Raw genomic sequence first — 23,608 nt, 5'->3', positions numbered from 1 at the left:
ATTTTACACCAACTTGATCTATGCGGAAACTATTATTTTTCTCCCGGGTAGCTTTTATTTGTAACATCTGTTTTTTACTTACCTGGCTCATGCGGTACCTGCCACCCATGCAGCAGGGACATATTGCCTCTACGGTAGTGATATTGGGTATAGGGCTTTCCGTAATATTGAATGTGATCATTAATTTTTTTATTATTGTATCCCTATTGCAAAGGAAGCCTGTACGGGAACATATCCCTGTATGGCTCATCATCGCCAATGTGCTGTTCATGATCGCTCAACTAATTCTATTGATCAAATGATCCATAATATCATTAAAGACAAGCCCACCCGCCTGTTCATCATACTGGGGGGCTTTTTTATTGCCAATGCCATCGTGGCGGAAGTAACAGGTGTAAAAGTATTCTCGCTGGAGGATACGCTGGGCTTTCCCAAGGCCAGCATTGACCTGCTGGGCGAGAAGGGGCTTTCTTTCAGCCTTACGGTAGGCGTTATACCCTGGCCGGTGATCTTTGTGATGACGGATATTATCAATGAGTATTATGGTGTGCGGGGGGTAAGGTTCCTGTCGATCCTTACGGTAGCCCTGATCGCCTTTGCTTTTATTGTCTTTTACCTGGGCATCCATACGGTACCCGATAATGGCTGGCGCTACCGTGGGCTTTCACCCGGGGTCACGGATCAGCAGGCAGCTTATGTGCAGGTGCTGGGGCAGGGGATGAATATCATTATCGGCTCTATTACAGCTTTCCTGCTGGGACAATTGCTGGATGCGGTGATCTTTAAGAAGATCAAGAAAATAACGGGTGAAAAAGCTATCTGGATGCGGGCCACGATCAGTACCCTGGCTTCGCAATTCATAGACAGTATCGTAGTTACTTTTGTAGCCTTCTACCTGTTCCGCGATTTCAGCCTGGCTACGGTAACTGCCTGGGCGCTTACAGCCTACATGTATAAATTCCTGGTGGCAGTGCTGATGACCCCCGTTATTTACCTGGTACATGGCATCATAGAGCGGTACCTGGGGCACGACCTGGCCAAAAACATGAAAGAGGCGGCGATGCGGGACAAATAGTTTCGTGTTTGGTGTTGCGGGTTTTGGGTTGCTGCCGCGCTTTTTAAAAGCTGACTATTTAGCGGCTGGCTGATCAGGCGTAGTTGAGCTTTCAGTGGCTTTGGTCTCAGCCTGGAACTTACACCTGAAGAACCCGAAACACTAAACCCGACACTCGAAACCCGACACTCGAAACCCGACACCTTAAAGCTTTTTTTCCATTACGTAGTCATTCATGTAGTAATCATGACCGATGTCTATATCTTCTTCTTTGGTGACGATGAAACCTAATTTTTCATAGAACTGCCGGGCCTTGTTGTGGCGGTTCACATTGAGCCGGAGGGTGGTGGCTTCCGGTGTTGGGAGCTGGTCAATGATAAAATCGACCAGTGTTTTCCCGATTCCTTTTCCCTGTGTTTTGGGGTGTACATATAACTTGTGGAGCTTATATACGCCGGCTTCTTTTAAGGGGGACCAGGAGGCGAAACCTACTGGTTCTTCATCCAGTTCTGCCAGGAGGAAAACATGCTTATGCTTTGTCATTTGCTGCTGCAGTGAGTCGGGGCTATAGATGAGGTCCATCATATACTGGAGTTGTTCTGCGGGAAGAATGGAGCCGTAAGTGCCGGGCCAGATCTGCTGGGCGAGAAATCCAATGGTGGCCAGATCCTCGATCTCTGCTGTGCGGATTATCAATTCATCATTCATATATCAAAACTAAAGTATATCCCTGGGGTTTTCAAAAACCTGTTTCGAAAGTGCCTGGTGCTGACGTATGGAACGCAGGGAAAGCCTGATGGCCATCCAATAGGAGACCAGGGCGCCCAGTATCAGGAAGGATTCAGAAACATAGCGTGTTACGCTGGGGTTGTTTTGGAGGAACAGGAAAAAGTCGAAGCTGCCATGAAAGAAGACGGCCAGCAATACCCCTTTCCACAAGTGCAGGGGAGCCCTGGCAGGATCAAATCTGGCCAGTCCGGTATGGTATCCCATCAGCACACCAAAACAGGCATGGGCTGGTACGGAAAGGAACATACGCAATATGCCGGTGGCAAAGCCATGCTGAAATACATACAGTATGTTTTCCAGGGTAGCAAACCCCATGCTCACCATTACGGAATAGACGATGCCATCAAAAGGCTCATTAAATGCCTTCTGCCGGTAGGAATACAGCCGCAGGGCCAGGTATTTACATCCCTCTTCACTAAACGCTACCAGTATGAATGCCCAGATAAAATAATAGCTGATGGAATAAGGAGATACCAGGTGATCGAGCTGGGGTTGGAGGTTCCTTTGGATCAGCGAAGCCGGTACGGTACACACTACCCCCAGCAGAAAGGAGATAAACAGGTTCTCAAACGGCTCACGGTCATATTTATCCTTGGAATAAATATAAAAAATGATGGCTATTCCGGGTGCAAGAGATAATGCTAATAAAGACAGCATACCCAAAAATACGGAACCACCGCCTTTTGCCGTGTCAATTTTTGGGTATTAGTGCAGGATCCTCAAAAACTTTGTTGTTGTATTTTGTGGCATTCCCAACGTTGAGTCACTAATCAACGTATAGAGGTGACACCTTTCTTTTGGGACTCAGGTGAAAGGTGTCACCTCTGTACCCATTTAAGATGTATAAAAAAGGCTTAATTTCCCGGATCATACTGCTAATTTACCTGCTCATGCATAAATGTTTCCTGTTGGCTGTCGGACTGCTGGTTTATGGATTGCTGCCAGCCCAGCAATTTGGCGGTCACCCCACCCGTACCCAATGGAGTCAGATCAATACCGACACCGTGCGCGTTATCTTTCCGGCAGGTTACCGCCAGCAGGCAGCCGCTATTGCCGGCATGGTGCACCGGCTGGGCCAGCAGACCACGCAAACGCTGGGGCAGGATTTCCGGAAGATCAGCATTGTGCTGCAACCCCAAACTACTATCTCCAATGGCTATGTGGGCCTGGGGCCATGGCGCAGTGAGTTTTACCTGACCACCCCGCAAAACAGCTTCGACCTGGGCAGCCTCTCCTGGCACCGTACCCTGGCGCTCCACGAATACCGGCACGTACAGCAATACAACAATTTCCGCAAAGGCGTCTCCAAAGCCTTTTACTACCTCTTTGGCCAGCAGGGACTGGAACTGGTCAACAGTGCCGCGGTTCCCAACTGGTTCTGGGAAGGTGATGCGGTGTACCAGGAAACATCGTTGAGTGAGCAGGGCAGGGGCAGGCTGCCAGCCTTCTTCAATGGCTATCGCTCACTGTGGAGTGCGCATAAGCACTATTCCTGGATGAAATTGCGCAATGGCTCGCTGCGTGATTTTGTGCCCGATCATTACAAACTGGGTTATATGATGGTGGCCTATGGTCGTGAAAAGTACGGCGCAGATATCTGGGGCAAGGTGACGGATGATGCTGTACGCTACAATGGGCTGTTCTATCCCTTTCAACGGGCGGTGAAGAAATATACGGGCAAGGATTATAAGACCTTCCGCAAAGAGGCCATCGGTTATTTCCAATCTTCACTGGCCACTCAACCACAGGATTCAACAGTGGATGGCTGGGCACAGCAGCACCGGCATTTCGTGGCAGATGAAGAATATCCGCAGTGGATGGACGACCAGACACTCATTTTTGTAAGCAGCAGTTATAAGAAAATACCCGCCTTTTACATCAGGAATGTACTGGGTGGAATGGACCTCAAGTTGCGCGTGAAGGATATTTCGCTCGACAATTATTTTTCTTACCGCAATGGCAGGGTGGTCTATGCGGCTTACCAGCCCGATATCCGTTGGCGCTGGGAAGATTACAGTGTGATCAAATGGCTCGATGCAAACACCAATCAGCAGCGCACCCTGACCCATAAATCACATTATTTTGCTCCGGATATCACGGAAGATGGCACACAGATCGTGGCGGTGGAGGTGTTGCCTGGCGCACCCTCTTCGTTGCACCTGCTCAACAGTGCTGATGGCGCGCTGATCAAAAAGCTGCCCAATCCCGACCAGCTTTTCTATACCTATCCCAAATTTTTCGGGAATGGTCAAATACTTTCAGCGGTGCGCAATCCCAAAGGGGCCATGTCACTGGGACTGATCAATATGGCAGATGGAAGCACTGAATACCTCCTGCCTTTCTCTATGAACGTGATCGGTTTTCCTACTGTGCACAAGGATACGATAAGTTTTACAGCTGCCTACAAAGGCCAGGACAGGCTTTTCCTGCTCGTCAATAAGAAGCTATTCCTGTTTACCCCGCCAGTATTTACGGCGGCAACTGGCCATTACCAGTTGCAGGTGGCGCATGGCCGTTTTGCCTGGACAGCTTTTACCGCTGTGGGTGATCACCTGGAGCAGGGTGTATTAAATGGGAGCCAGCTGAGACCGGTAGAAGCCGCGGAGTTTTCGACAGCGCCTGCTAATTTCCAGGTAACGGGATTAGCAACAGGTAAGAATACACTACAGGATGAATTGCCTACGGATACGCTTTATCCTGTGACCAGCTATCCCAAAGCATTCAGGTTATTTAATTTTCACAGCTGGCGGCCGATCGTGGAAGACCCTGATTATACCTTCTCTATTATTGGCGAAAATGTGCTGAATACGCTGCAGTCGGAGTTGTACTTTAATTATAACCGTGATTTCCGGTACAAGCAGTTTGGTGGCCGGTTTACCTATGCGGCTTTGTATCCGTGGATCAGGTTGGGGTCGGTGTATACGATCGACCGTACTACCACCAGTCTGGCAGGCAGAGGGGTGTATTACAATACCTGGGAAAACAGCATTGGGTTGCAGGTACCGCTCAATCTTACCAGTGGCCGGTATAACCGGGCGCTTACTGTGGGCAGTGATCTTATTTACAACAAACCCTATTTTCAGGGCATATATAAGGATAGTTTTGATGATCGCTCCTTTGGTTACCTGAGTTCCTATGTATCCTTCAGCAACCAGTTGCAAACAGCGCGTCAGCAGATATTCCCTCACCTGGCGCAAAGTATTTACCTCAACTATAGCCGGGCATTCATCAACCGGCAGGGAAATCAGTTTGTGGCCACGGCCAACTGGTATTTTCCAGGCTTTAGCAGGGATCATAACATTATCATCAATACGGCTTTTCATGGCCGTGATACTTCGGCCACTTATAATTTCCCTACTGCTTTCCCATTTGCGAGAGGCTATGTGGGGCTGAATCAGCACCGCATGTTTAAACTGGGAGCCAATTACCATATGGCGCTGGCCTATCCGGATTGGGGCTTTGCGAATATTATATACTTCACACGTGTAAGGACTAACCTGTTCTATGACTTTGTCCGCGTGCAGGATTACGATTACAGGAGTTCACCCCGTCCTAAAATTGAAGTTGATTTCCGTTCTTATGGTGCGGAAGTATACTTTGATACGAAATGGTGGAACCAGCACAATGTAACCTTTGGCTTCCGCTATAGCCGTCTGCAGGACCTTTCGAGGTTAAATCCTTCTGCTAACCGGTGGGAGTTTATTGTGCCGGTGAACTTGCTGGGAAGGGACTGATGAGGGGTGATTTTTAATGCATAAAAACAAGAAAACTGCCATTTTATCAGTATATTTATGATGCAGTTTAATCTTGCTATGGAATATGTACAAACACCTGTTCATTTCTCTCACCTATCCGGGCGGCTGTCGCCCGCAGTCTGCTTTTTAGGAGTAAAATACCTTTTCACTTTACTCTAAGTTTACTTCCGGTTTGCTTCAAGTTTGCCTCAAATTTACTTGTTACTGGGGGGAACTATGGTGCATCTTAGGCTGATCCATGCCTAAGACTGGGATGAATTGCGTACTATTGAAAAGGTAAGGGAGGAAGGCAGTAAGACAAAATGACACTTTATTAAGGTATTAGGCTTTAAAGAAAAAGGGTGGACTGTCTTTGGAAGACGATCCACCCTTTTGTTTATGCTTTATGGTTGGCCCTTACAGGTGTGAAAGGCTCTCTTCTATGATCCTGATCTTGGCTTCTGCATCGGCCTTCTTCTTTTGCTCTATGCCTACCACTTCAGGTTTGGCATTCTGCACAAAACGCTCGTTGCTCAGCTTTTTGTTGACTGATTCCAGGAACCCTTTCAGGTATTCCAGTTCCTTATTGAGCTCAGCCTTCTGGTGTGTGGTATCTACTTCCTGCTCGGAGGTGATGTAGAACTTATCTTTCCCGATAACCGAGGCGATACTGTTGGGCACCGGCTCCTGCACAAAGGTAATGGCATCTGCATTTACCTGTTTGCTGAGGATCGATTCAATTGCCTTGTACAAGGTGTCGTCTGCGGTTTGGATACACAACTTGATGGCCTCCTTGGGCTTCAGTTGATTCTTGTTACGTGCATCACGCAAGCCGGAAATGACATCCATCAACAACTGGCCTTCCAGTAAGATCGTCTTGTTGGCGGGTTGTATTGGTGCAAATTGCTTTACACAAAGGTCATCTGTGCGTTCTGCCAGCAGGTGGTAGATCTCTTCGGTAACAAAGGGCATGAAGGGATGCAGCAACTGCATCAGTTGTGAGAAAAATTCAACGGTTTGCTCATACACTGCTTTGGCAATGGGTTGATCCATTGCAGGTTTTACCCATTCCAGGTACCAGCTGCAGAAGTCAGTCCATATCAGCGAGTAGAGTGTTTTTAAGGCTTCACTTAGTTTGAAGTCAGCGAAGTTCTTTTCTATATCGGCCCTTGCTTCGTTCAGGCGATGTTGGAACCAGTCAATAGCAAAGCTGTGCGTATCCTTTGTTTCGCTGGTAGTTTGCTTTGCTTCCCACATCTTCACCAGCTTGAGGGCATTCCACATCTTGTTATTGAAGCTGCTTCCTTGTACAAGAGACGATTCATCGAACAAGAGGTCATTACCGGCAGGGGAAGATATCATGATACCAAACCTTACCGCATCGGCGCCTGATTTATCGATCAGGTCCAGTAAGTCAGGAGAGTTACCTAATTGTTTACTCATCTTCCGTCCCTGCTTGTCGCGCACCATACCGGTAAAGTATACATCGCTGAAAGGCTTTTCATTCATGTATTCCATACCCGCCATGATCATACGTGCTACCCAGAAGAAAATGATATCCTGCCCCGTTACCAGTACAGAAGTAGGGTAGTAGTAATTGATCTCGGGATTACCGGGCTGTGTTACTCCCTTGAATACTTCAATGGGCCACAACCAGGAAGAGAACCAGGTATCCAGGCAATCTTCGTCCTGTGTAAGATCATTGATGTTGTAGGTGGCGCCTTGTTTTTTGAAGGCTTCCAGCGCTGCTTCCTTACTTTCCGCTACTACAAAAGTGCCATCGGGCGCGTAATACGCAGGTATCTGCTGTCCCCACCACAACTGGCGGCTGATACACCAATCCTTTACATTCTCCAGCCAGTATTTATAGGTGGCCATGAATTTATCGCCGGGATGGATGCGTACTTCACCGCTGGTTACTGCCAGCAAGGCTTTATCGGCCAGGGTACGCATGGCCACAAACCATTGGGTAGAGATGCGCGGTTCTACCACGGCATTGGTACGTTGTGAAAAACCAAGGCGGGTGGTGTAATCTTCATCTTTTACCAGGGCGCCCTGCTCTTGCAGCAGCTTCACTATTTCTTTACGCGCCTCAAAACGGTCCATACCTACACATACCTGGGCAGCTGCACTCAGCTTACCATCTTCGGTTAATGTGTCGATGATCTCCAGGTTGTGTTTCAGACCCAGGTTATAGTCATTGATATCGTGGGCAGGTGTAACCTTCAGGGCTCCTGTACCAAATTCCTTGTCTACATATTCGTCGAAGATCACGGGTACGGCACGGTTAACCAGCGGCACTATTACTTTCTTGCCTTTGAGGTGTGCATAGCGTTCATCCGTGGGGTTTACGCAAACAGCGGTATCACCCATGATGGTCTCCGGGCGCTGCGTAGCGATAATGATCCCTTTCTCGCCGGACGGTGTTCCATCGGCATTGGCCACTTTGTATGCTACATAATACAGCTTGCCCTGAAGTTCTTTATATTCCACTTCCTCGTCGCTCAGCGCTGTTTTGGCGGAAGGATCCCAGTTGATCATCCGGGCGCCGCGGTAGATCAGTTTCTTATTGTAGAGGTCTACAAATACCTTAATGACTGCTTTGTAATAATCCGGGTCCATGGTAAAGGATACCCTGTCCCAGTCAACACTGCAACCCAGTTTTTCGATCTGGTGATATATGATGCCACCGTATTTGTCTTTCCATTCATAGGCATATTCCAGGAACTTCTCCCTGGTGAGGTCACTTTTCTTAATGCCTTTCTCTTTTTCGAGCATCTGCACCACCTTGGCTTCCGTAGCGATCGAAGCATGGTCGCTGCCGGGCACCCAGCAGGCATTGAATCCGCTCATGCGGGCTTTGCGCACGAGGATATCCTGCACGGTTTCATTGAGGGTATGGCCCATGTGGAGCACGCCTGTGACATTGGGAGGAGGTATGACCACGGTGAAGGCTTTGCGTTCATCGGGCTTACTATTGAAATACCTTTTTGCTTTCCAAACCCCGGTCCATTTTTCTTCTATCGCCGAGGGCGTGTAGTTTTTGCTTAATTCCATCTGTATGATCGTCTTATAGGACGGCAAAAGTACGAAAAAGAGGCGAGTGGCGAGTAGTAAAAGGCAAGTGGGGCAGGTATCTAAAAACAGAACGCCCCACACGAGGTAGAGCGTTCTGAGAAAATGAGGTGTACAGCCGGCAAAGCCTTTGCCAGCGGTCTTTGTGTGGTTAGGTTAACAGCTTTTACTTATGCGAACCAGTACAGGTAAGATAAAAGCATGATAAAGCACAGGAACCCGATTGCTAATAATACAACTTTACCTGTTTCACCAAAATGAAATAATGAAGTCTTTTTCATACGACTACGTGTTTTTTTGTGTGTTAAGATCTTTGTACGTGTACGATCAGTACAATCGGTCTTCAGAGGGATGGGGATCTCAGGGTGTGGTCAGTCAATAAGATACGTAGTACGATTCGGGGGGTAGTAAAAGTGATCAACAATCGTTCGAAACTCAGCTAATGGTCTTTGTTCCGGGGCCGAGACAAAAGTAATACAAGGATCTTGAAAGTGCAAGCCAAATTTGTACCAGGCAAAAAAATACCCGCAAGGAGGTCGGCTCCCGCGGGTAAAAACCTTTCCTCATTGATTATCAATGGTTATCAGTGATAATCAACTTTGGGTAAACCAAATTGAAAACAGAATTAAGGCTGTAAAATAGAGCACTGTAGCTGTTGCCAATACGGCGTTTTCACCTGCATTTTGTAGGTCGATCTTTTGCATAGATATGGATTTTGAGGTTTAAAGACAAACTCAAAGTCCTCACAGGGGTAGGGATCAGGGCAGAAGCTGTTGGTCAGCTTCCCAATCGGGTGGTACGTGGATAAAAACCGGTGTGTCTATTCTACTCAATTACTGGCGCTTCTTCTTAACTTTAGTGCCCCATATGTATGCCATTGTTGATATAGAAACCACTGGCGGTTATGCTGCTAATAACGACATAACAGAGGTGGCTATTGTGTTGCACGACGGGGAAAAAGTGGTGAAGCGGTTCGAAAGCCTTATCAAGCCCGAACGGGCTATTCCCTATTATATTCAGGTACTTACAGGCATTACGCCACAGATGGTAGAGGAGGCGCCCAGCTTTGAAGAGTTGGCCCCGGTGATCCACGACCTGCTGGAAGGCACCATTTTCATAGCCCATAATGTGAACTTTGATTATTCCTTCCTGAAACACCATTTGTCGCAGGCCGGGTATGAGCTAACCACCAATAAACTCTGTACCGTACGACTGTCCAAAAAGGTATTCCCGGGTTTTAAGTCTTATAGCCTGGGTCGTTTGTGCGAAAGCCTGGGTATCCGGATGGAAAACAGGCACCGCGCAGGCGGCGATGCTGATGCTACGGTTCGCCTTTTTGAGCACCTGCTGCGGCATGATGCCCTTACCCATATTCAACAGTTTGTGAAGAAAGGGGCCAAGGAGCAATCCCTGCCGCCCCACCTGCCCAAGGAGGAAGTGGAAAAGCTGCCCTATACGCCCGGCGTGTATTACTTCCATGATCAGAAAGGGAAAGTGCTGTATGTAGGAAAGGCCAAGAACCTCAAGTACCGGGTGCGCAGTCACTTTACCCACAACGGGGCCGGCCGTCAGCGGCAGGAATTCCTGCGGAATATCCACAGCATCACTTACCAGGGCTGTGCTACGGAATTGATGGCCTTTATCCTGGAAAGCGTGGAGATCAAACGGCTGTGGCCGCCTTATAATAACAGCCAGAAGAGATTTACCCCTGCTTTTGGTCTCTACTTATATGAGGACAGGAGCGGCTATAGCCGGTTGGCCATCGATAAAATAAAGAAGAACCTGACCCCGATCTATACGTTCAACCTGCTGGTGGAAGGGCACCGCCTGGTGAGACGCCTGATCGCAGATTATGAGTTGTGTCCCAAACTTTGTCATATGCAGACTGATACCGCTGCACCCTGCACGGGTGTAGAGGAAGCCACCTGTCATGGAGCCTGTGAACACCGCGAATCAGCCGCCGCCTATAATGAAAGGGTAGAGCAGGCCCTGCAATTTCTCGATCAAAACCTGCCCACGTTTGCCCTTGTGGACGAAGGCAACCAGGCTATTGAACAAAGCTGCATCCTGATCGAAAAAGGCCGGTTCTATGGCATGGGCTACCTGCCCCAGGACTGTTCTGTGCATGATATGGATTCCCTCAAAGGATACCTGACCCGCTATCCTGAAAATGATTATATCCGCGGATTGGTGTACCAGCATGTTGAAAAATACCCGCATAAGAAAGTGACCTGGAATATCCTTGTTTGACACATGGATGGCACAAGGATGAGGCCAGGTTGGTATAATGCTGGCAGGCGGCTGATGCAGCCTATCCTGGCAAACCCAATGTGGTAGCGGAATTCCTTGTGGATGATTATGGCTTAACGCTTTATGAACTGCTCTTTATTCAAAAAATATTCAAAAAAAGAAGAAAAATATTTTGCAGTAATTGTCCAGCCCTTATCTTTGCACTCCCAAAACGATAACACGGTACGGGAAGAAAGAAAAAGAGGTTAAGATTTGGGTAAAAAAGGGAGTTTAGCTCAGTTGGTTCAGAGCATCTGCCTTACAAGCAGAGGGTCGGCGGTTCGAGCCCGTCAACTCCCACCAGTTAAAGGCTTCACATAGTGGAGCCTTTTTGCATTTATGACCTTCCATGTTTACATATTATCTACACTGCTTGACCAATACTATGTCGGTTTTGTTGCCCATTATCATAATTATCCCCTTACTTGCCCGGGTTAAAGGCTTTTTATACATTTGTGTCATTAATACACTGAGTTTATGGCATTTGATGGACCTACACGCCCATATGAATCGGAAGACGTAGATGTGCTTACGGAAACGGAAGACCCCTGTAGTCTTATCGTATGGAATGATGAGGTGAACACCTTTGAACATGTAATAGAAACATTGATCCAGGTATGCGGGCATAGTGCCGAGCAGGCCGAGCAATGCGCCTATATCATCCATTACCAGGGAAAATATGCTGTAAAACAAGGTTCTTACGATGAGTTGAAGCCTCAATGTGATGCTATTACTGACAGGGGCATCGGCGCCACCATCGAAGTAGTGGCTGCCTAACTTTTTGCCGCCATGCCGTTATTTGCGTTAGAAAAAGAGTTGTATTTTCCTCCTGTTCATCTTGCTGAGCCCGACGGCTTATTGGCGGTTGGTGGCGATCTTTCCCGCGAACGGTTATTACTGGCTTACCGTTCCGGTATCTTCCCCTGGTACGAAGGCGCCCATATACTTTGGTGGTGTCCCGATCCCCGGTTTGTATTGTTTCCCGGCGAATTGAAGGTGAGTAAGAGCATGCAGCAGCTGCTGAAGCGACAGGCTTTTACTTTTACCGTCAATACAGCTTTCCCTGCTGTAATTGAGCATTGCAAATCCATTAAACGGTCCGGCCAGGATGGTACCTGGATTACCCCGGCCGTGGAAGCAGCCTACATTGCCTTGCACAAAGCCGGCGATGCACACAGTGCAGAAGTATGGCTGGATGGTGAACTCGTAGGCGGGCTATACGGCATCCGGATGGGGCAGGTATTCTTTGGAGAGAGTATGTTCAGTAAAATGAGCAATGCCAGCAAATTTGCCTTCATCAGCTACGTTCAGTTATTAAAAGCGGAAGGAGTTCAACTGATCGATTGCCAGGTATACACGGAGCACCTCGAATCCCTCGGCGCCCGGATGATCGACAGAAATGATTTCATTACCCTCATTGGTCAGCTGCTTTAAATGCCCAGCCTATAATAGTCTTCCTGTTTCCCAATTGGTGCAGACTTCCGTCTAAAGCTCTACAGTACCCCATGTACTACGAAAGTGGTATTTCATATATCGATTTATAGTAATAGATTTGGTATAGCATTCTTCATGAATGCCCGGATATTCATTAATCACAATTAAATCAATTAACATGGCAACAAAGACCGAATTCAAGGTTCGTCTTGAAAATGTAGAATTGAGTAAGGCAGCTACTACTGCCCTGGAAAAAGAAATTAACTCCGTAGTAGCGCGCCACCTGGTAAAAGCCGGTGCACAGAAAAGCGTCTTCGGCAATAAGCTGAAAATTGATCCTGAATGGCTGGGTATCTGGTTGCGTAAATTCAATTCAATCGAAGAGCTGAAAAGAAATGTAGCCTTCAAACAACAAAAGTTCTGAGGATGAAACCGGCTGATAAAAGTTGCCCCAGTTCTACCTGCGATGAAGGTGCTACCCTCCTGGGTGTGGTGAATGGCGATGGTACAATAGGGTATATTTCTACGCCACTTACCATCGACCAGGATTTCATCAGGGAAGCACAAGAACAGGGAGACCCTGAAAGTAATTTCCGATTCAGCAATAAATGTGTAACCACTGGATGCAGGCAATGGAGCAATGGTCAATGTGGTGTGATCGATAAGATCATCCACAACAACGAAGACCTCAATTTGCCGGCCCGGCTGCCCGACTGTTCCATCCGGTCATCGTGCCGCTGGTATTACCAGGAAGGCGCCAAAGCCTGTAGTTTTTGCCCTTACATCATTACCAATATGCTGGAAAAGAAGGAAGCTGGTGTGCAACCTGAACAATAAATTCAAGAGGCTGTTCAAGGCCTGTATACAAGATTAGTAGCACTGTTAAGGCCTTTACTGCCTGAACAGCTTCTTTTAACCTTTCTTCATTATTCCTTCGTATCACCTACGATCCTTACCGCTAAACTGTCTCGTTGCCTTGATGCCTTGTTGCCTCAATGCCTTTTAAAATCTCGTCCCCAGATAGTGAGGCAACATTGCCTTCCAGGTAGGCCAGTCGTGCCGCCATTCCTGTCCCCAGATGTCAAGCTCATAATGGATGCCTTTTCCGTACAGTATCCCCGCAAACCGGCGGGCTGATTCAGGATCCTCATAGTCGCCACTGCCCGAAAGCAGGTGGATATGATGGCTTTGCCTGATCTGTTCCAGGATAGCGTGATCGGACAGATTGGGCATATAATGCATGGGACTGTTAAAATACACATCGTCATCAAAATAGCCTTTGGTGTATTCTGTCAGTTCATATACTCCACTCATGGCAATACACCCATTGATGATATCCGGTCTTTTGAAAAACAGGTTGGCGCTGTGCAAGGCGCCGAAAGAAGCCCCTGAGGTAATAATGGGTGTTTCCCGGCTGCTTTGTGTATGGATGAAAGGCACTACCTCCTGGTATACATAATCATTCCATTGACGGTGACGGATGGCCTTGTACCGGGGTTCCATCTCATTGTTCATCCAGCTTTCCGTATTGATGCTGTTGATGGAAAACACTTTTACTTTCCCGGCATCTATGAATGGCCGCAGGGATTCTATTAATCCAAAACGTTCATATTCGAGGTAATCGGCTGCTGCAGTAGGTATGAGCAGCAAAGCAAATCCATAATACCCATAAGTAGCCACCGGCATTTCTTTATTGAGCGCGGGGCTGTACCAGGAAGTGAGTTGTCGTTCCATGTATATTGATTAATAATACCAAGATACAGCATCCTGTACAAGAAGCAACACAGCCCGGCATATGGGCCGTTCCCCGTTGCCTTGTTGCCTCGCTGCCTTTTACCACTTACTCTTTCTCATCCTGGTAGGTGTACACGGCATAGTGCTTCAGCGCCGTGATCTTTAGTCTTTCTCCTACTACGTATACCTTCTTGTACTCCCGGAACTGGTTGTCCTTATCTAAAAAACCAATGATGCAGGAATAGTTTTCCGGGCCTTTGCGTATTTCCGGCCGGGGATTGATGCCAAAATTGGGCAGCTTCAGGGTATCTGTGCCCTGTATTTCTTCAAATTGCAGGCGAATGAGGTAGTAAAAGGTCTTGGGCGTCTCAAACAACCGGACGGAAAAATACCAGTCATTGAGGGGATTATCAGTCTTTACCCGGTATTCGGCCACAGGTTCTTTCCGCACGGTATCCCGGAATGGGCGGATGCTGTTGGCCGCATTTACAACGGTTGACGGCTGGGTGCTGTCTGCCTTTGGAGTAGAGGGATGTGTACCTGTTTGACCACAACTGGCCATCAAACCGCAGGATAAAGCAAAAAGGATAGTTCTCATAGTTATAAGCTGAACATTTTCTACAAATATGCCTAAAAAACAGGCAAGATTAAAAGAATATTGCGTTGAGTTCCAATGAACAGGGTGGAGGACCTGCTAAAAACGTGCCGGTGATCCATCAACGGGAGCTTTAAGTGGAGATTGCGCATTACCACCTCTTTAGATAACCTATTTATTATTTTTTATGCAATAGTTTGGCCCTGAATTGTGTCAATAAGCTGCCCTCGTTGTTTATCTACTGAGCAACTCCACCAGGTAGACCATCCTTTTCCAAGATTGCTGATAACTGTGTACGCTAAGCGTATAATATAATAAAAAAATTTGATTGTATCTTTAGGTTTGACCTTCATCCTATTCGATGTGCAAATCAAATGGGCATTGCCTGTAGCCCTTAGCTGATCGGCTGGGATGAGCCAATACTATTGCATGAACCAGGTTGTTGAATTTTTTGCCGGACTGCTGGATACCTCCGACTGGCCCCCCCGTTGGCATTGTGGAAAATGGACGGAGTTCCATGGATGGTTGTACATTATTAGTGACCTGCTCGTGTGGTCGGCTTATTTTGCTATCCCCTTTTTTATTATCCGGTATATTTCCAGGAAGCATGATGCGCGTTTTATCCGGTTGTATTTCCTGTTTGCAGGCTTCATCCTGGCTTGCGGCGCCACACATTTCCTGGACGTCATCACTTTTTGGTTTCCCGTATACAGGCTCAGTGCATTGGTACGGGCTATCACGGCTATCTTTAGCTGGATCACTGTGTTTTACCTCATCAAAGTATTGCCTGTGGCCTTTTCTTTAAGGTCGTCGCATGAGCTGGAGGAAGAAGTGGAACAACGGAAAAAGGCAGAAGAAAAGTTCAGGAACTTTCTTGAAAGGATGCCCGATAGTATCATTGTGGTCAATGAAGCAGGCATTATCCAACTGGTAAATGCCCAAACGGTAAAAATGTTTGGCTATTTCAGGGAGGAAATGGTGGGTAACCGGATTGAACTGCTGATGCCCCGGCGCTATGAAAAAATGCACCCCTTCCGGCGTTTTCGTTTTTATGACACTCCCCAGGCTACCCAGGTGGCCGAAGGATTTGAGCTCTTTGCCCTGCGAAAGGATGGACGGGAGTTTCCGGTAGAAATGAGTCTTAGTCCCATGGAAACGGATGAAGGGCTGATGCTTACTGCTTCTATCCGGGACGTGTCAGAAAAAAAGCAACTGGAAAAGGTGATCCGTGATACGAATATTACGCTGGAACGGAAAGTACGCCAACGCACAGAGGAATTGGAACGTAAGAATAAAGAGCTGGAGCAGTTTGCCTATGTAGCGTCGCACGATATGCAGGAGCCTTTGCGTACCACTTCGAGCTTTGTAGCCCTGCTGAGGAAGCAATACAAAGGCAAACTGGATGAGAACGCCGATAAGTACCTGGATTACATCGTGCAGTCGTCGGATCGTATGAAGGTGCTCATCAAGGACCTGCTGGACTATTCGAGACTGGGGCGGGAAAAGGAAAAAAGGCAGGTGGATTGCAACAGCATTGTAGAGCAGGTGAGGGCCGACCTCAACCGGGTGATCCGGGAAAGCAAGGCGGAGGTGAAGGCGGGTAATTTGCCGCTGCTCGATGGTTTTCCTACAGAGCTGAAACTGTTGTTCCAGAACCTGGTGAGCAATTCGATCAAATTCCGCCGGCCGGGCGAACCGCCGGTAGTAGAGATCAATTCGCAGAAGAATAATGGTACCTGGGAGTTTTCCATCAGCGACAATGGTATAGGCATAGAAGCGCAATACCTGGATCGCATATTTGTGATCTTTCAGCGTTTACATAACCGTACGGATTATGAAGGATCGGGCATCGGCCTGGCGCATTGTAAAAAGATAGTGGAACTACATGGAGGAAGGATATGGGTGAAGTCTGAGCCCGGCGTAGGGAGCACGTTTTTCTTTACCATTTCTGAAATGCAGTGATAAAATGAAAAGAAAATTAGATTGTGTGTTGCTCATTGATGACGATGAGCCCACTAATTTCCTCAATAAGATGATCATTGAGGAAACCGGCTGTGTGAACGAGGTAAAAGTAACACAGAGTGCTCTCGAAGCACTGGAATACCTGGCAGGTAAGCAACAGGGGGCTGCTGGCGGTAAGCCGCCTACGCCGGAATTGATATTCCTGGATATCAATATGCCCGCTATGGATGGCTGGGAGTTCCTGGAGCGGTATGCCAGGCTGTCTCCGGAGCAAAAAGCATCGATCATAGTGGTCATGCTTACTACTTCCTTTAATCCCGAAGATGAATCGAAAGCCAGCAGGATCGGCTATATCTCCAGTTACCGCAATAAACCGCTCACCCAGGATATCATTATGGGTATATTAGAAGAGCATTTTGGATGGCAGGAGTCGTAACTTCCGGACTTCTAGAGAGGGATATCCACTTTCAGTACACAGCCCTGCCCGTTGCTGCTGATGATCTCCATATTACCATTCTGCATTTCAACCCTGCTCACAATATTGTTCAGGCCAATACCTTTGGCTTTTTGCCTGGGATCAAATCCAACCCCATTGTCTTTGATCACGAGGTGGGCTTTTTTACGGGAAGTCTTTAGTTCAATATCTGCATGTGTAGCACGGGCGTGCTTTACAATATTGTTCATTTGTTCCTGTACAATGCGGTAAAGGATCAGCTTTTTATTATTGGAGAGGGTCTCTATATGCTGATCATTGGCCTTGATGCGGATATGCAGTTCCGGTGATACGGTCATGTTCTCGATCATTTCCAGCAGGGCTTCCTTCAGTCCTATATCGCCCAGGGAGGGCGGCACCAGGTTTTTCGATAAGGACCTTATTTCATTAATGGCTTTGGATATATTATCATAGCTCTTGTGCAGCAGTTCCTTGCGGATATCCTCATCATTCATGGCCATGTCCACACACAGTTTTGCTGTGGCCAGTATCTGGTTGATATTGTCATGCAGCTCCCGGCCGATCTCTCTTCTTTCCTGCTCCTGGGTTTGGATGGTGATCTGTGTGATCAGTTTTTGGGTCTCTATCTGGCTGCGCAGCAGTTCTTCCTGCATCTTCTTTCTTTCGGTAATATCCATCATGGCGCCGATCACCCGGTAAGGTTTGCGCTGGTCATTGCGCAGGATATATCCCCGGTCATAGACAAAACGGTAGGTGCCGGCGGCCGACAGGTAGCGGTATTCCTCCTGCCATTGCTCTTTGCCTTCGTGGATGCACTGGTCTATTTTCTGTAATACCCGTTCCCGGTCGTCAGGATGTATCTTTTGATTGTGCCATTCGATGGTATTTTGCACATCTACGGGTTTGAAGCCAAAAATATTGGTGATCCCCTCATTCCACAATATTTCATTGGTGCGCAGGTCCCAGTCCCAGATGGTATCATTGGTTGCTTTGATCAGGGTATTGTACCGCTCATAGTTCTCCACTACTTTCTGCAGGATCTTCTTGCGTTCGATGCTGTATTGAATGGATTTGGCCAGGAGTTTCTCATCAAATTCCCCTTTCAGCAGGTAATCCTGTGCGCCCATCACGATGGTATTCAGGGCTACCTGTGTATCTGAAAGGCCGGAAAGCACAATAATGGAGATATGGGGCGCCTGATCATTGATCCGGGCAAAAGAGTGGATGCCTTCACTATCGGGCAGGGTAAGATCCAGGAAAATAAGGTCGGGGCTTTCATCCTGCACTATTTCCAGTGCCTCTTGTAGTTTTTCTGCATGGTGTAATTCACGGATGGGTAAACCGGTTAACCGAAGGTATTCTGTGAATAAAAAATAGTCACTGGGATTATCCTCTACCACCAATATGTTCAAAGGATGTGTTGACGTGATCATAATAGGGTTTTTGTAATGCGGATCTGATGCTACTTCAAACCTGCATAAACTTGTTCAATCCATTTCAGAGCCTACGGTTACCGGGTGCCCGTAAATTCCGGGCCGGGTTACTGCTGCGTTGTGAACAACAGGTAAGTGACACGATGCTTTTCTGATAAAAGGGTTAGTCAGTGTAGAAACGTTGCTATGGGTCTGTCAATACGGTGCAAAGGCGAAGAAAAGGTACTAAATACTTCTTTCCCAAAAAAATTACGTGGATTTCTTTTTTCCCCGCCTAATTTTGAACACTGCATTTTCATTCCTGAGCTAAACCAACCGGAAGGAAAGCGGCATCAACTACCCATTACATGCAACAGGCGCCCAAAAGAAGTTATTGCGAGGCCGTATGGCAGATGGAGCCCGGCAATGTGCATATTCACTATCATGATTACGAATACGGGTTTCCGATCCATGACGACAATGAATTGTTTGCCAGGTTGGTACTTGAGATCAACCAGGCCGGCCTCAGCTGGCTCACCATCCTGAAAAAGAAGGATCATTTCTACGCAGCCTTTGACAATTTTGCCATCGAAAAAGTGGCCCGGTATACGGATAAAAAGATCGCCCGTCTCCTGGAGGACGAAGGTATTATCCGGAACCGCTTAAAGATCAATGCGGCCATTGAAAATGCCAAACGCATCAGGCAGATACAACAGGAAGCAGGCTCTTTCCAGCAATGGCTGCAGGATCATCACCTGCTCACGAAAGAAGAATGGGTGAAACTCTTTAAAAAGACATTCCTGTTTACCGGCGGCGAGATTGTCCACTCTTTCCTGATGAGCATCGGCTACCTGCCGGGTGCGCATATCCCATCTTGTCCCGTTTATAAGAAAATATTAAAAGAAAAGCCTGTTTGGGCAACCAGCGTATAAGTTTCGTGTTTGGGGTTTCGTGTTTTGAGTTGCTGCCGCGATTTGAGCTTGTTGAATAAGGGCCACTTCGTTTACAGGAAGACAAAATTTAGTCAGCTTCTTCGAACCAAAGAACCCGAAACGCTACACCCGAAACCCGAAATTTATCTGTGTGTATTGACCTATTAAAATTCCTTCATGTTAAATAAGCTCCGGATCTTTTCCCTTTTCTTCCTCGCCTGGTTCTTTTTACATTGTCTTTGGGTTGTACAGGATGGAATGCGTGACTTTAAAGGTCAGGCTGATGTGGCCATCGTTCTGGGCAGTACGGTTTTTAAGGATGGTAGTTTATCACCCTGGCTGCAGGGGCGGGTAGATGCGGCATTGGATCTCTACCGCAACCACCAGGTGAAGAAAATATTCGTAAGCGGTGGGATTGGCACTTCCGATTATCCTGAAGGCGATGGTATGCGTCATTACCTGCTGGAGCAGGGCGTACCCGATTCGGCGATCGTGGTAGACAATTATGGCAATAACAGCTACCTCACCGCTAAGAATTTCCTGACGTGGAATCAAACGGCACAATGCAGGTCAGCTGTAGTAGCCACCAGTTTCTACCATATTACCCGTTCCAAATACATTGTTAAAAAAATGGGGTTCTCCGCAGTAGAAGGCGACTGTTCTAAATACAGTGCAATAAAAGATTGGTTTGGCCTTACCAGAGAGTTTCCGGCCTTTTATAAATACTGGCTGGTATATTAATCAGCAATCGGCAGTCGTGAATCGGCAATATGTCCCTGACTGCTGATCACGTTCACGCTTGCGGTGTGGAAGAAAACAGGTATTAGTTCAGCTGCACAGCGGGAAGGCGGTAATGTTGACCATCGTAGATAAAGAGTTCGTCGATCTCGTAGGTCCAGTATCGGTGAATGGGAGATTTAACAAGGTATTCTTCAATCTCAGTTTTGTCCTGTGCCGTAAAAGTGATCCACACACGTTGTGTTTCCATAGACACTACATACTGATCTATGATCCCCTTTTCTATGAGTGTATCAATATATACACGGTGGGAGGGAACCAGGGACATGAACTCGTCGTCCATTTCAAAATGTATCGTAACCTGGAATTTTTTCATACTATCCATTTGTACTAACACTCAGCAATTCACAATTGTTTACAAAGTACAGTCTGTTACCTGGTTGGCGTAGTCGGCTCTGTAAGGCATGGTTACTTTAATGTAGTTGTCGGTATAACCTTCCATGATACCATTTTTATCCTGCCTTTCAAATAACACTTTACGTGTTTGACCAGCATGCAGTTGGGTAAAGTACTGCATTTTCATATAGGACAAGTTGCGCAGCGTTTTATTTCTTTCATTGCGGATATGGATCGGAACTACGGGCTCAATTTCCAATGCTTTGGTATTGTCCCTCTCTGAATACGTGAAAACGTGGAGATAAGTTACGTCAAGCGCGTGCAAAAAGTCAAAAGTTTCTTTGAAATGGTCATTTGACTCGCCGGGGAAGCCTACAATGACGTCGACACCGATGGCACAATGAGGCATGAGGGTTTTGATGAGCCTTACGCGATCGGCGTACAATTCGCGCTTATATCGCCTTCTCATGAGTCCCAGCATATGATTACTGCCGCTTTGCAGGGGAATATGGAAGTGAGGCATGAACTTGTTGCTGTTGGCTACAAATTCAATGATCTCGTTGGTGAGCAGGTTGGGTTCTATGGAGGAGATGCGGTAGCGTTCGATGCCCTGTACCTTGTCCAGCTCCCGGATCAGGTCGAAAAAGGTCTCTTCCTGCTTTTTGTTGCCGTCCGGACCCTTTCCAAAATCTCCCAGGTTCACCCCTGTTAAAACGATCTCCTTCACACTGGTGGTGGCCAGTTCGGCTACATTGCGCAACACATTGGTTATGGTATCACTACGGCTTTTCCCCCGGGCCATGGGAATGGTGCAGAAAGAGCAGTTATAATCACAGCCATCCTGCACTTTGAGAAAAGTGCGGGTCCTGTCATTTAAAGAATAGGAAGCATTGAATCCCGTGATGGTCTCAATATCGCAACTGCATATTTTGGCCGAGTCGCCTTTTGCCAGTTCGCGGATATGATGGGCTATATTGAACTTTTCAGCGGCGCCCAGTACCAGGTCTACGCCCGGTATTTCGGCTATTTCCTTTGGTTTTAACTGGGCATAGCAGCCGGTGATCACAACCAGGCTTTCGGGCGATTTGCGCTGAATGCGGCGTACCAGATGACGGCACTCCTTATCGGCATTATCCGTAACCGAACAGGTGTTGATAACATACACATCTGCCTGATTCTCAAAGTCAGTCTTCTCAAATCCTTCATTTTCCAGTAACCGGGAAAGCGAGGAGGTCTCTGAAAAATTGAGCTTACAACCAAGTGTATGAAATGCTACTGTCCTTTTTTCTGCCATGACGGGGCAAAGATACGGGGAATTAGGTTTGGAGTTTCGGGTGTCGGGTTTCGGGTTGCTGCCGCACTTTTAACTGATTGACTAAGTTTCTGGCTGGTCTGGTAGAGAAACACGGACGGTATTCGCGGGTAAGGAGATGGTGAAGCATTCCCGCAATAATAGAACACGAAACGCTAGACCCGACACGCGAAACATGGAATTCCTTAATTTGGCGCATGAAAAAGACGCGGGGCCCTGTTTCGGTCGCTTTAATAGTGCTTGCTATTGCAGTAGGTATCGTATTGAATAACAATCGCTCACGCGAAAAAGAAAGCGAAAAGCCCAGGCAGGAGCAGGAAAGCAGGAAGGACAGGACCGACCCCGGCCCCCGGGAGCCTGGCCGTGCCACCGATCCGCCCAGTGATAAACCCGTACGGGAAAATAGATTCGACCGCCGGGTGGGCAAGCTGATCTATACCAAACATGCCCGCTGCCGGATGGGCTGCCGCCATATCGACGAAAGCGAAGTAAAAGAGATCCTGGAGCAGGGAGTGATCAATGAACGGAAGAGTGAACCCGCCGGCCGGCCTGACCCTAAATATGCTTTAGAAGGCAGAACACACGATGGTCAGCAGGTGCGCATTGTATTTGCTCCCACCAGCCGTGGTATGCTGGTGATCACGGTCATTGACCTGGATACGGACTGGACCTGCGATTGTAAATAGGCTGCGAGCTACCAGCTTCGAGCTGCGAGCAGGTAGTTTGTTAATTCCGGGCGAAAGGCTCGCAGCTCGTGGCTCACCGCTCGTAGCTTTTCTCAAACTAAATGCTTATTTTCCCCTATTCTAATACCGAAAGTGCCCCATGAAATACCTCTTCACCCTGTTACGGTGGATCTATTGTATCTATGCTACTCTTGTGTTTATCATATTGATGCTCCTGGTAGTGCCCTGGGTGCTGATCGCTTCTTTTTTTGGCAAGATCAAAGGGGGCAATTTTATTTACGGTGTATGTATTATGTGGGGTGAAATATGGTTTTTCCTGATCGGTATCCGGCACCGCAACCTGTACGAAGTGCCGCATGATAAAAAGGAACAATACATTTTTGTCGCCAATCATATTTCCTACCTCGACGCGCCGATCATTGTAGCTACGCTCCGCCAGCCTGTGCGGGTGCTGGGCAAAGTAGAAATGTCTAAAATACCGGTATTTGGTATTATCTACAGGAATGCGGTGGTAACAGTAGACAGGAGCAGTGCCGAGAACCGGGCCCGCAGTGTACGGGTGCTGAAATCGGTGATCAAAAAAGGCATCTCTATCTTCCTATTTCCCGAAGGCACCTTCAATGAAACGCATCAGCCGGTGAAGGATTTCTATGATGGCGCCTTTCGCATCGCTATAGAAACGCAAACACCCATCAAACCTGTCCTTTTCCTCGATGCCTACTCCAGGATGCACTACCGCAGTATATTTTCCCTTAACCCCGGTCGTTCGAGATCGGTATTCCTGGCGCCCATTCCCGTGAATGGCATGACGAACAAAGACCTGCCCGCGCTGAAGCAACAGGTATACAATATCATGGAGCAAAAGTTGAAGGAATACAAAGCTTCCTGGATCGAATAATTTCGCGTGTCGTGTTTGGAGTTTGGTGTTTCGGGTTCTTCAGGTGGAACTTATTGACTAAACCGAAAACCACTGAAAGCGCAACAGTGCTGTATCAAACAGCCGATAAATAAT

Annotated in this window: 22 protein-coding genes and 1 tRNA gene; 15 read left to right on the top strand and 8 right to left on the bottom strand. The window is 47.5% G+C overall.

All coding sequences use genetic code 11. From position 1 onward, the window contains the following. Positions 1-20: 20 nt before the first annotated feature. Positions 21-302: a hypothetical protein gene (locus D3H65_RS08365; RefSeq protein WP_162915489.1), complete on the top strand. Its 282-nt coding sequence runs from the start codon at positions 21-23 to the stop codon at positions 300-302. Then, the gene (locus D3H65_RS08360) at positions 299-1,075 is read left to right on the top strand and encodes a queuosine precursor transporter (RefSeq protein WP_119049881.1); all 777 of its coding nucleotides are present in this window, start codon (positions 299-301) and stop codon (positions 1,073-1,075) included. Before D3H65_RS08365 ends, D3H65_RS08360 begins: the two co-directional genes overlap by 4 nt. Before the next feature lie 183 nt (positions 1,076-1,258). Here D3H65_RS08360 and D3H65_RS08355 read toward each other — a convergent pair whose 3' ends face one another. After that, positions 1,259-1,762 carry a GNAT family N-acetyltransferase gene (locus D3H65_RS08355; RefSeq protein ID WP_119049880.1) on the bottom strand — a complete coding sequence of 168 codons (504 nt, stop codon included), beginning with the start codon at positions 1,760-1,762 and terminating at the stop codon, positions 1,259-1,261. A gap of 9 nt (positions 1,763-1,771) precedes the next feature. Then, on the bottom strand, positions 1,772-2,500 hold the full coding sequence (locus D3H65_RS08350; RefSeq protein WP_119049879.1) for a PrsW family intramembrane metalloprotease: 729 nt from the start codon (positions 2,498-2,500) through the stop codon (positions 1,772-1,774). A gap of 233 nt (positions 2,501-2,733) precedes the next feature. Here D3H65_RS08350 and D3H65_RS08345 point away from each other — a divergent pair, with 233 nt between their 5' ends. Then, complete coding sequence (locus tag D3H65_RS08345) at positions 2,734-5,577, top strand: hypothetical protein (RefSeq protein ID WP_162915488.1); 2,844 nt, start codon at positions 2,734-2,736, stop codon at positions 5,575-5,577. 417 nt (positions 5,578-5,994) lie between these two features. On the opposite strand, the gene D3H65_RS08340 is transcribed toward D3H65_RS08345, so the two are convergent. Continuing rightward, positions 5,995-8,634 (bottom strand): valine--tRNA ligase, encoded by a 2,640-nt coding sequence (locus tag D3H65_RS08340; RefSeq protein WP_119049877.1) that lies wholly within the window; start codon positions 8,632-8,634, stop codon positions 5,995-5,997. Between the two features lie 834 nt (positions 8,635-9,468). Between D3H65_RS08340 and D3H65_RS08335 the strand changes: the two genes are divergently transcribed. The 6 genes from D3H65_RS08335 (at position 9,469) to D3H65_RS08310 (ending at position 13,212) form a co-directional block, all read left to right on the top strand. Next, complete coding sequence (locus D3H65_RS08335; RefSeq protein WP_245999700.1) at positions 9,469-10,902, top strand: exonuclease domain-containing protein; 1,434 nt, start codon at positions 9,469-9,471, stop codon at positions 10,900-10,902. Positions 10,903-11,166: 264 nt separating this feature from the next. Then, positions 11,167-11,244, top strand: a tRNA-Val gene (locus D3H65_RS08330). 174 nt (positions 11,245-11,418) lie between these two features. Continuing rightward, positions 11,419-11,718 carry an ATP-dependent Clp protease adaptor ClpS gene (locus D3H65_RS08325; protein WP_119049875.1) on the top strand — a complete coding sequence of 100 codons (300 nt, stop codon included), beginning with the start codon at positions 11,419-11,421 and terminating at the stop codon, positions 11,716-11,718. 12 nt (positions 11,719-11,730) lie between these two features. Beyond that, entirely contained in the window at positions 11,731-12,375 is a 645-nt protein-coding gene (gene aat, locus D3H65_RS08320) for a leucyl/phenylalanyl-tRNA--protein transferase (RefSeq protein WP_119049874.1), read from the top strand. 178 nt (positions 12,376-12,553) lie between these two features. Next, the gene (locus D3H65_RS08315; RefSeq protein ID WP_119049873.1) at positions 12,554-12,799 is read left to right on the top strand and encodes a hypothetical protein; all 246 of its coding nucleotides are present in this window, start codon (positions 12,554-12,556) and stop codon (positions 12,797-12,799) included. Positions 12,800-12,801: 2 nt separating this feature from the next. After that, on the top strand, positions 12,802-13,212 hold the full coding sequence (locus tag D3H65_RS08310) for a hypothetical protein (RefSeq protein ID WP_119049872.1): 411 nt from the start codon (positions 12,802-12,804) through the stop codon (positions 13,210-13,212). Positions 13,213-13,377: 165 nt separating this feature from the next. Here the strand turns inward: D3H65_RS08310 and D3H65_RS08305 are convergent, their stop codons facing one another. Both D3H65_RS08305 and D3H65_RS08300 read right to left on the bottom strand, forming a co-directional pair. Then, positions 13,378-14,109, bottom strand: a complete 732-nt coding sequence (locus D3H65_RS08305; RefSeq protein WP_119049871.1) for an esterase family protein — start codon at positions 14,107-14,109, stop codon at positions 13,378-13,380. Positions 14,110-14,215: 106 nt separating this feature from the next. After that, positions 14,216-14,707 (bottom strand): hypothetical protein, encoded by a 492-nt coding sequence (locus D3H65_RS08300; protein ID WP_119049870.1) that lies wholly within the window; start codon positions 14,705-14,707, stop codon positions 14,216-14,218. A 426-nt stretch (positions 14,708-15,133) separates the two neighbouring features. Here D3H65_RS08300 and D3H65_RS08295 point away from each other — a divergent pair, with 426 nt between their 5' ends. Together D3H65_RS08295 and D3H65_RS08290 are read left to right on the top strand one after the other, a co-directional pair. After that, entirely contained in the window at positions 15,134-16,666 is a 1,533-nt protein-coding gene (locus tag D3H65_RS08295; protein ID WP_162915487.1) for a sensor histidine kinase, read from the top strand. A gap of 4 nt (positions 16,667-16,670) precedes the next feature. Next, the gene (locus tag D3H65_RS08290) at positions 16,671-17,102 is read left to right on the top strand and encodes a response regulator (RefSeq protein ID WP_119049868.1); all 432 of its coding nucleotides are present in this window, start codon (positions 16,671-16,673) and stop codon (positions 17,100-17,102) included. An 11-nt stretch (positions 17,103-17,113) separates the two neighbouring features. On the opposite strand, the gene D3H65_RS08285 is transcribed toward D3H65_RS08290, so the two are convergent. After that, entirely contained in the window at positions 17,114-18,553 is a 1,440-nt protein-coding gene (locus D3H65_RS08285) for a hybrid sensor histidine kinase/response regulator (protein WP_119049867.1), read from the bottom strand. Between the two features lie 347 nt (positions 18,554-18,900). Between D3H65_RS08285 and D3H65_RS08280 the strand changes: the two genes are divergently transcribed. Together D3H65_RS08280 and D3H65_RS08275 are read left to right on the top strand one after the other, a co-directional pair. Continuing rightward, on the top strand, positions 18,901-19,464 hold the full coding sequence (locus tag D3H65_RS08280) for a DNA-3-methyladenine glycosylase I (protein WP_245999699.1): 564 nt from the start codon (positions 18,901-18,903) through the stop codon (positions 19,462-19,464). 177 nt (positions 19,465-19,641) lie between these two features. Beyond that, entirely contained in the window at positions 19,642-20,205 is a 564-nt protein-coding gene (locus D3H65_RS08275; protein WP_119049866.1) for a SanA/YdcF family protein, read from the top strand. 82 nt (positions 20,206-20,287) lie between these two features. On the opposite strand, the gene D3H65_RS08270 is transcribed toward D3H65_RS08275, so the two are convergent. Together D3H65_RS08270 and mtaB are read right to left on the bottom strand one after the other, a co-directional pair. Beyond that, positions 20,288-20,578, bottom strand: coding sequence for a hypothetical protein (locus D3H65_RS08270; protein ID WP_162915486.1), 291 nt, complete (start codon positions 20,576-20,578; stop codon positions 20,288-20,290). 39 nt (positions 20,579-20,617) lie between these two features. After that, the gene (gene mtaB / locus D3H65_RS08265; RefSeq protein ID WP_119049864.1) at positions 20,618-21,892 is read right to left on the bottom strand and encodes a tRNA (N(6)-L-threonylcarbamoyladenosine(37)-C(2))-methylthiotransferase MtaB; all 1,275 of its coding nucleotides are present in this window, start codon (positions 21,890-21,892) and stop codon (positions 20,618-20,620) included. A gap of 215 nt (positions 21,893-22,107) precedes the next feature. Between mtaB and D3H65_RS08260 the strand changes: the two genes are divergently transcribed. Together D3H65_RS08260 and D3H65_RS08255 are read left to right on the top strand one after the other, a co-directional pair. Then, a complete protein-coding gene (locus D3H65_RS08260; protein ID WP_119049863.1) occupies positions 22,108-22,596 on the top strand; it encodes a DUF4258 domain-containing protein in 489 nt (162 codons plus the stop codon). A gap of 139 nt (positions 22,597-22,735) precedes the next feature. Continuing rightward, positions 22,736-23,494: a lysophospholipid acyltransferase family protein gene (locus tag D3H65_RS08255; RefSeq protein ID WP_119049862.1), complete on the top strand. Its 759-nt coding sequence runs from the start codon at positions 22,736-22,738 to the stop codon at positions 23,492-23,494. The last annotated feature ends 114 nt before the right edge of the window (positions 23,495-23,608 follow it).

The organism is Paraflavitalea soli, assembly GCF_003555545.1.
Classification (GTDB): domain Bacteria; phylum Bacteroidota; class Bacteroidia; order Chitinophagales; family Chitinophagaceae; genus Paraflavitalea; species Paraflavitalea soli.
This window is presented reverse-complemented; position numbering and strand designations above follow the sequence as displayed.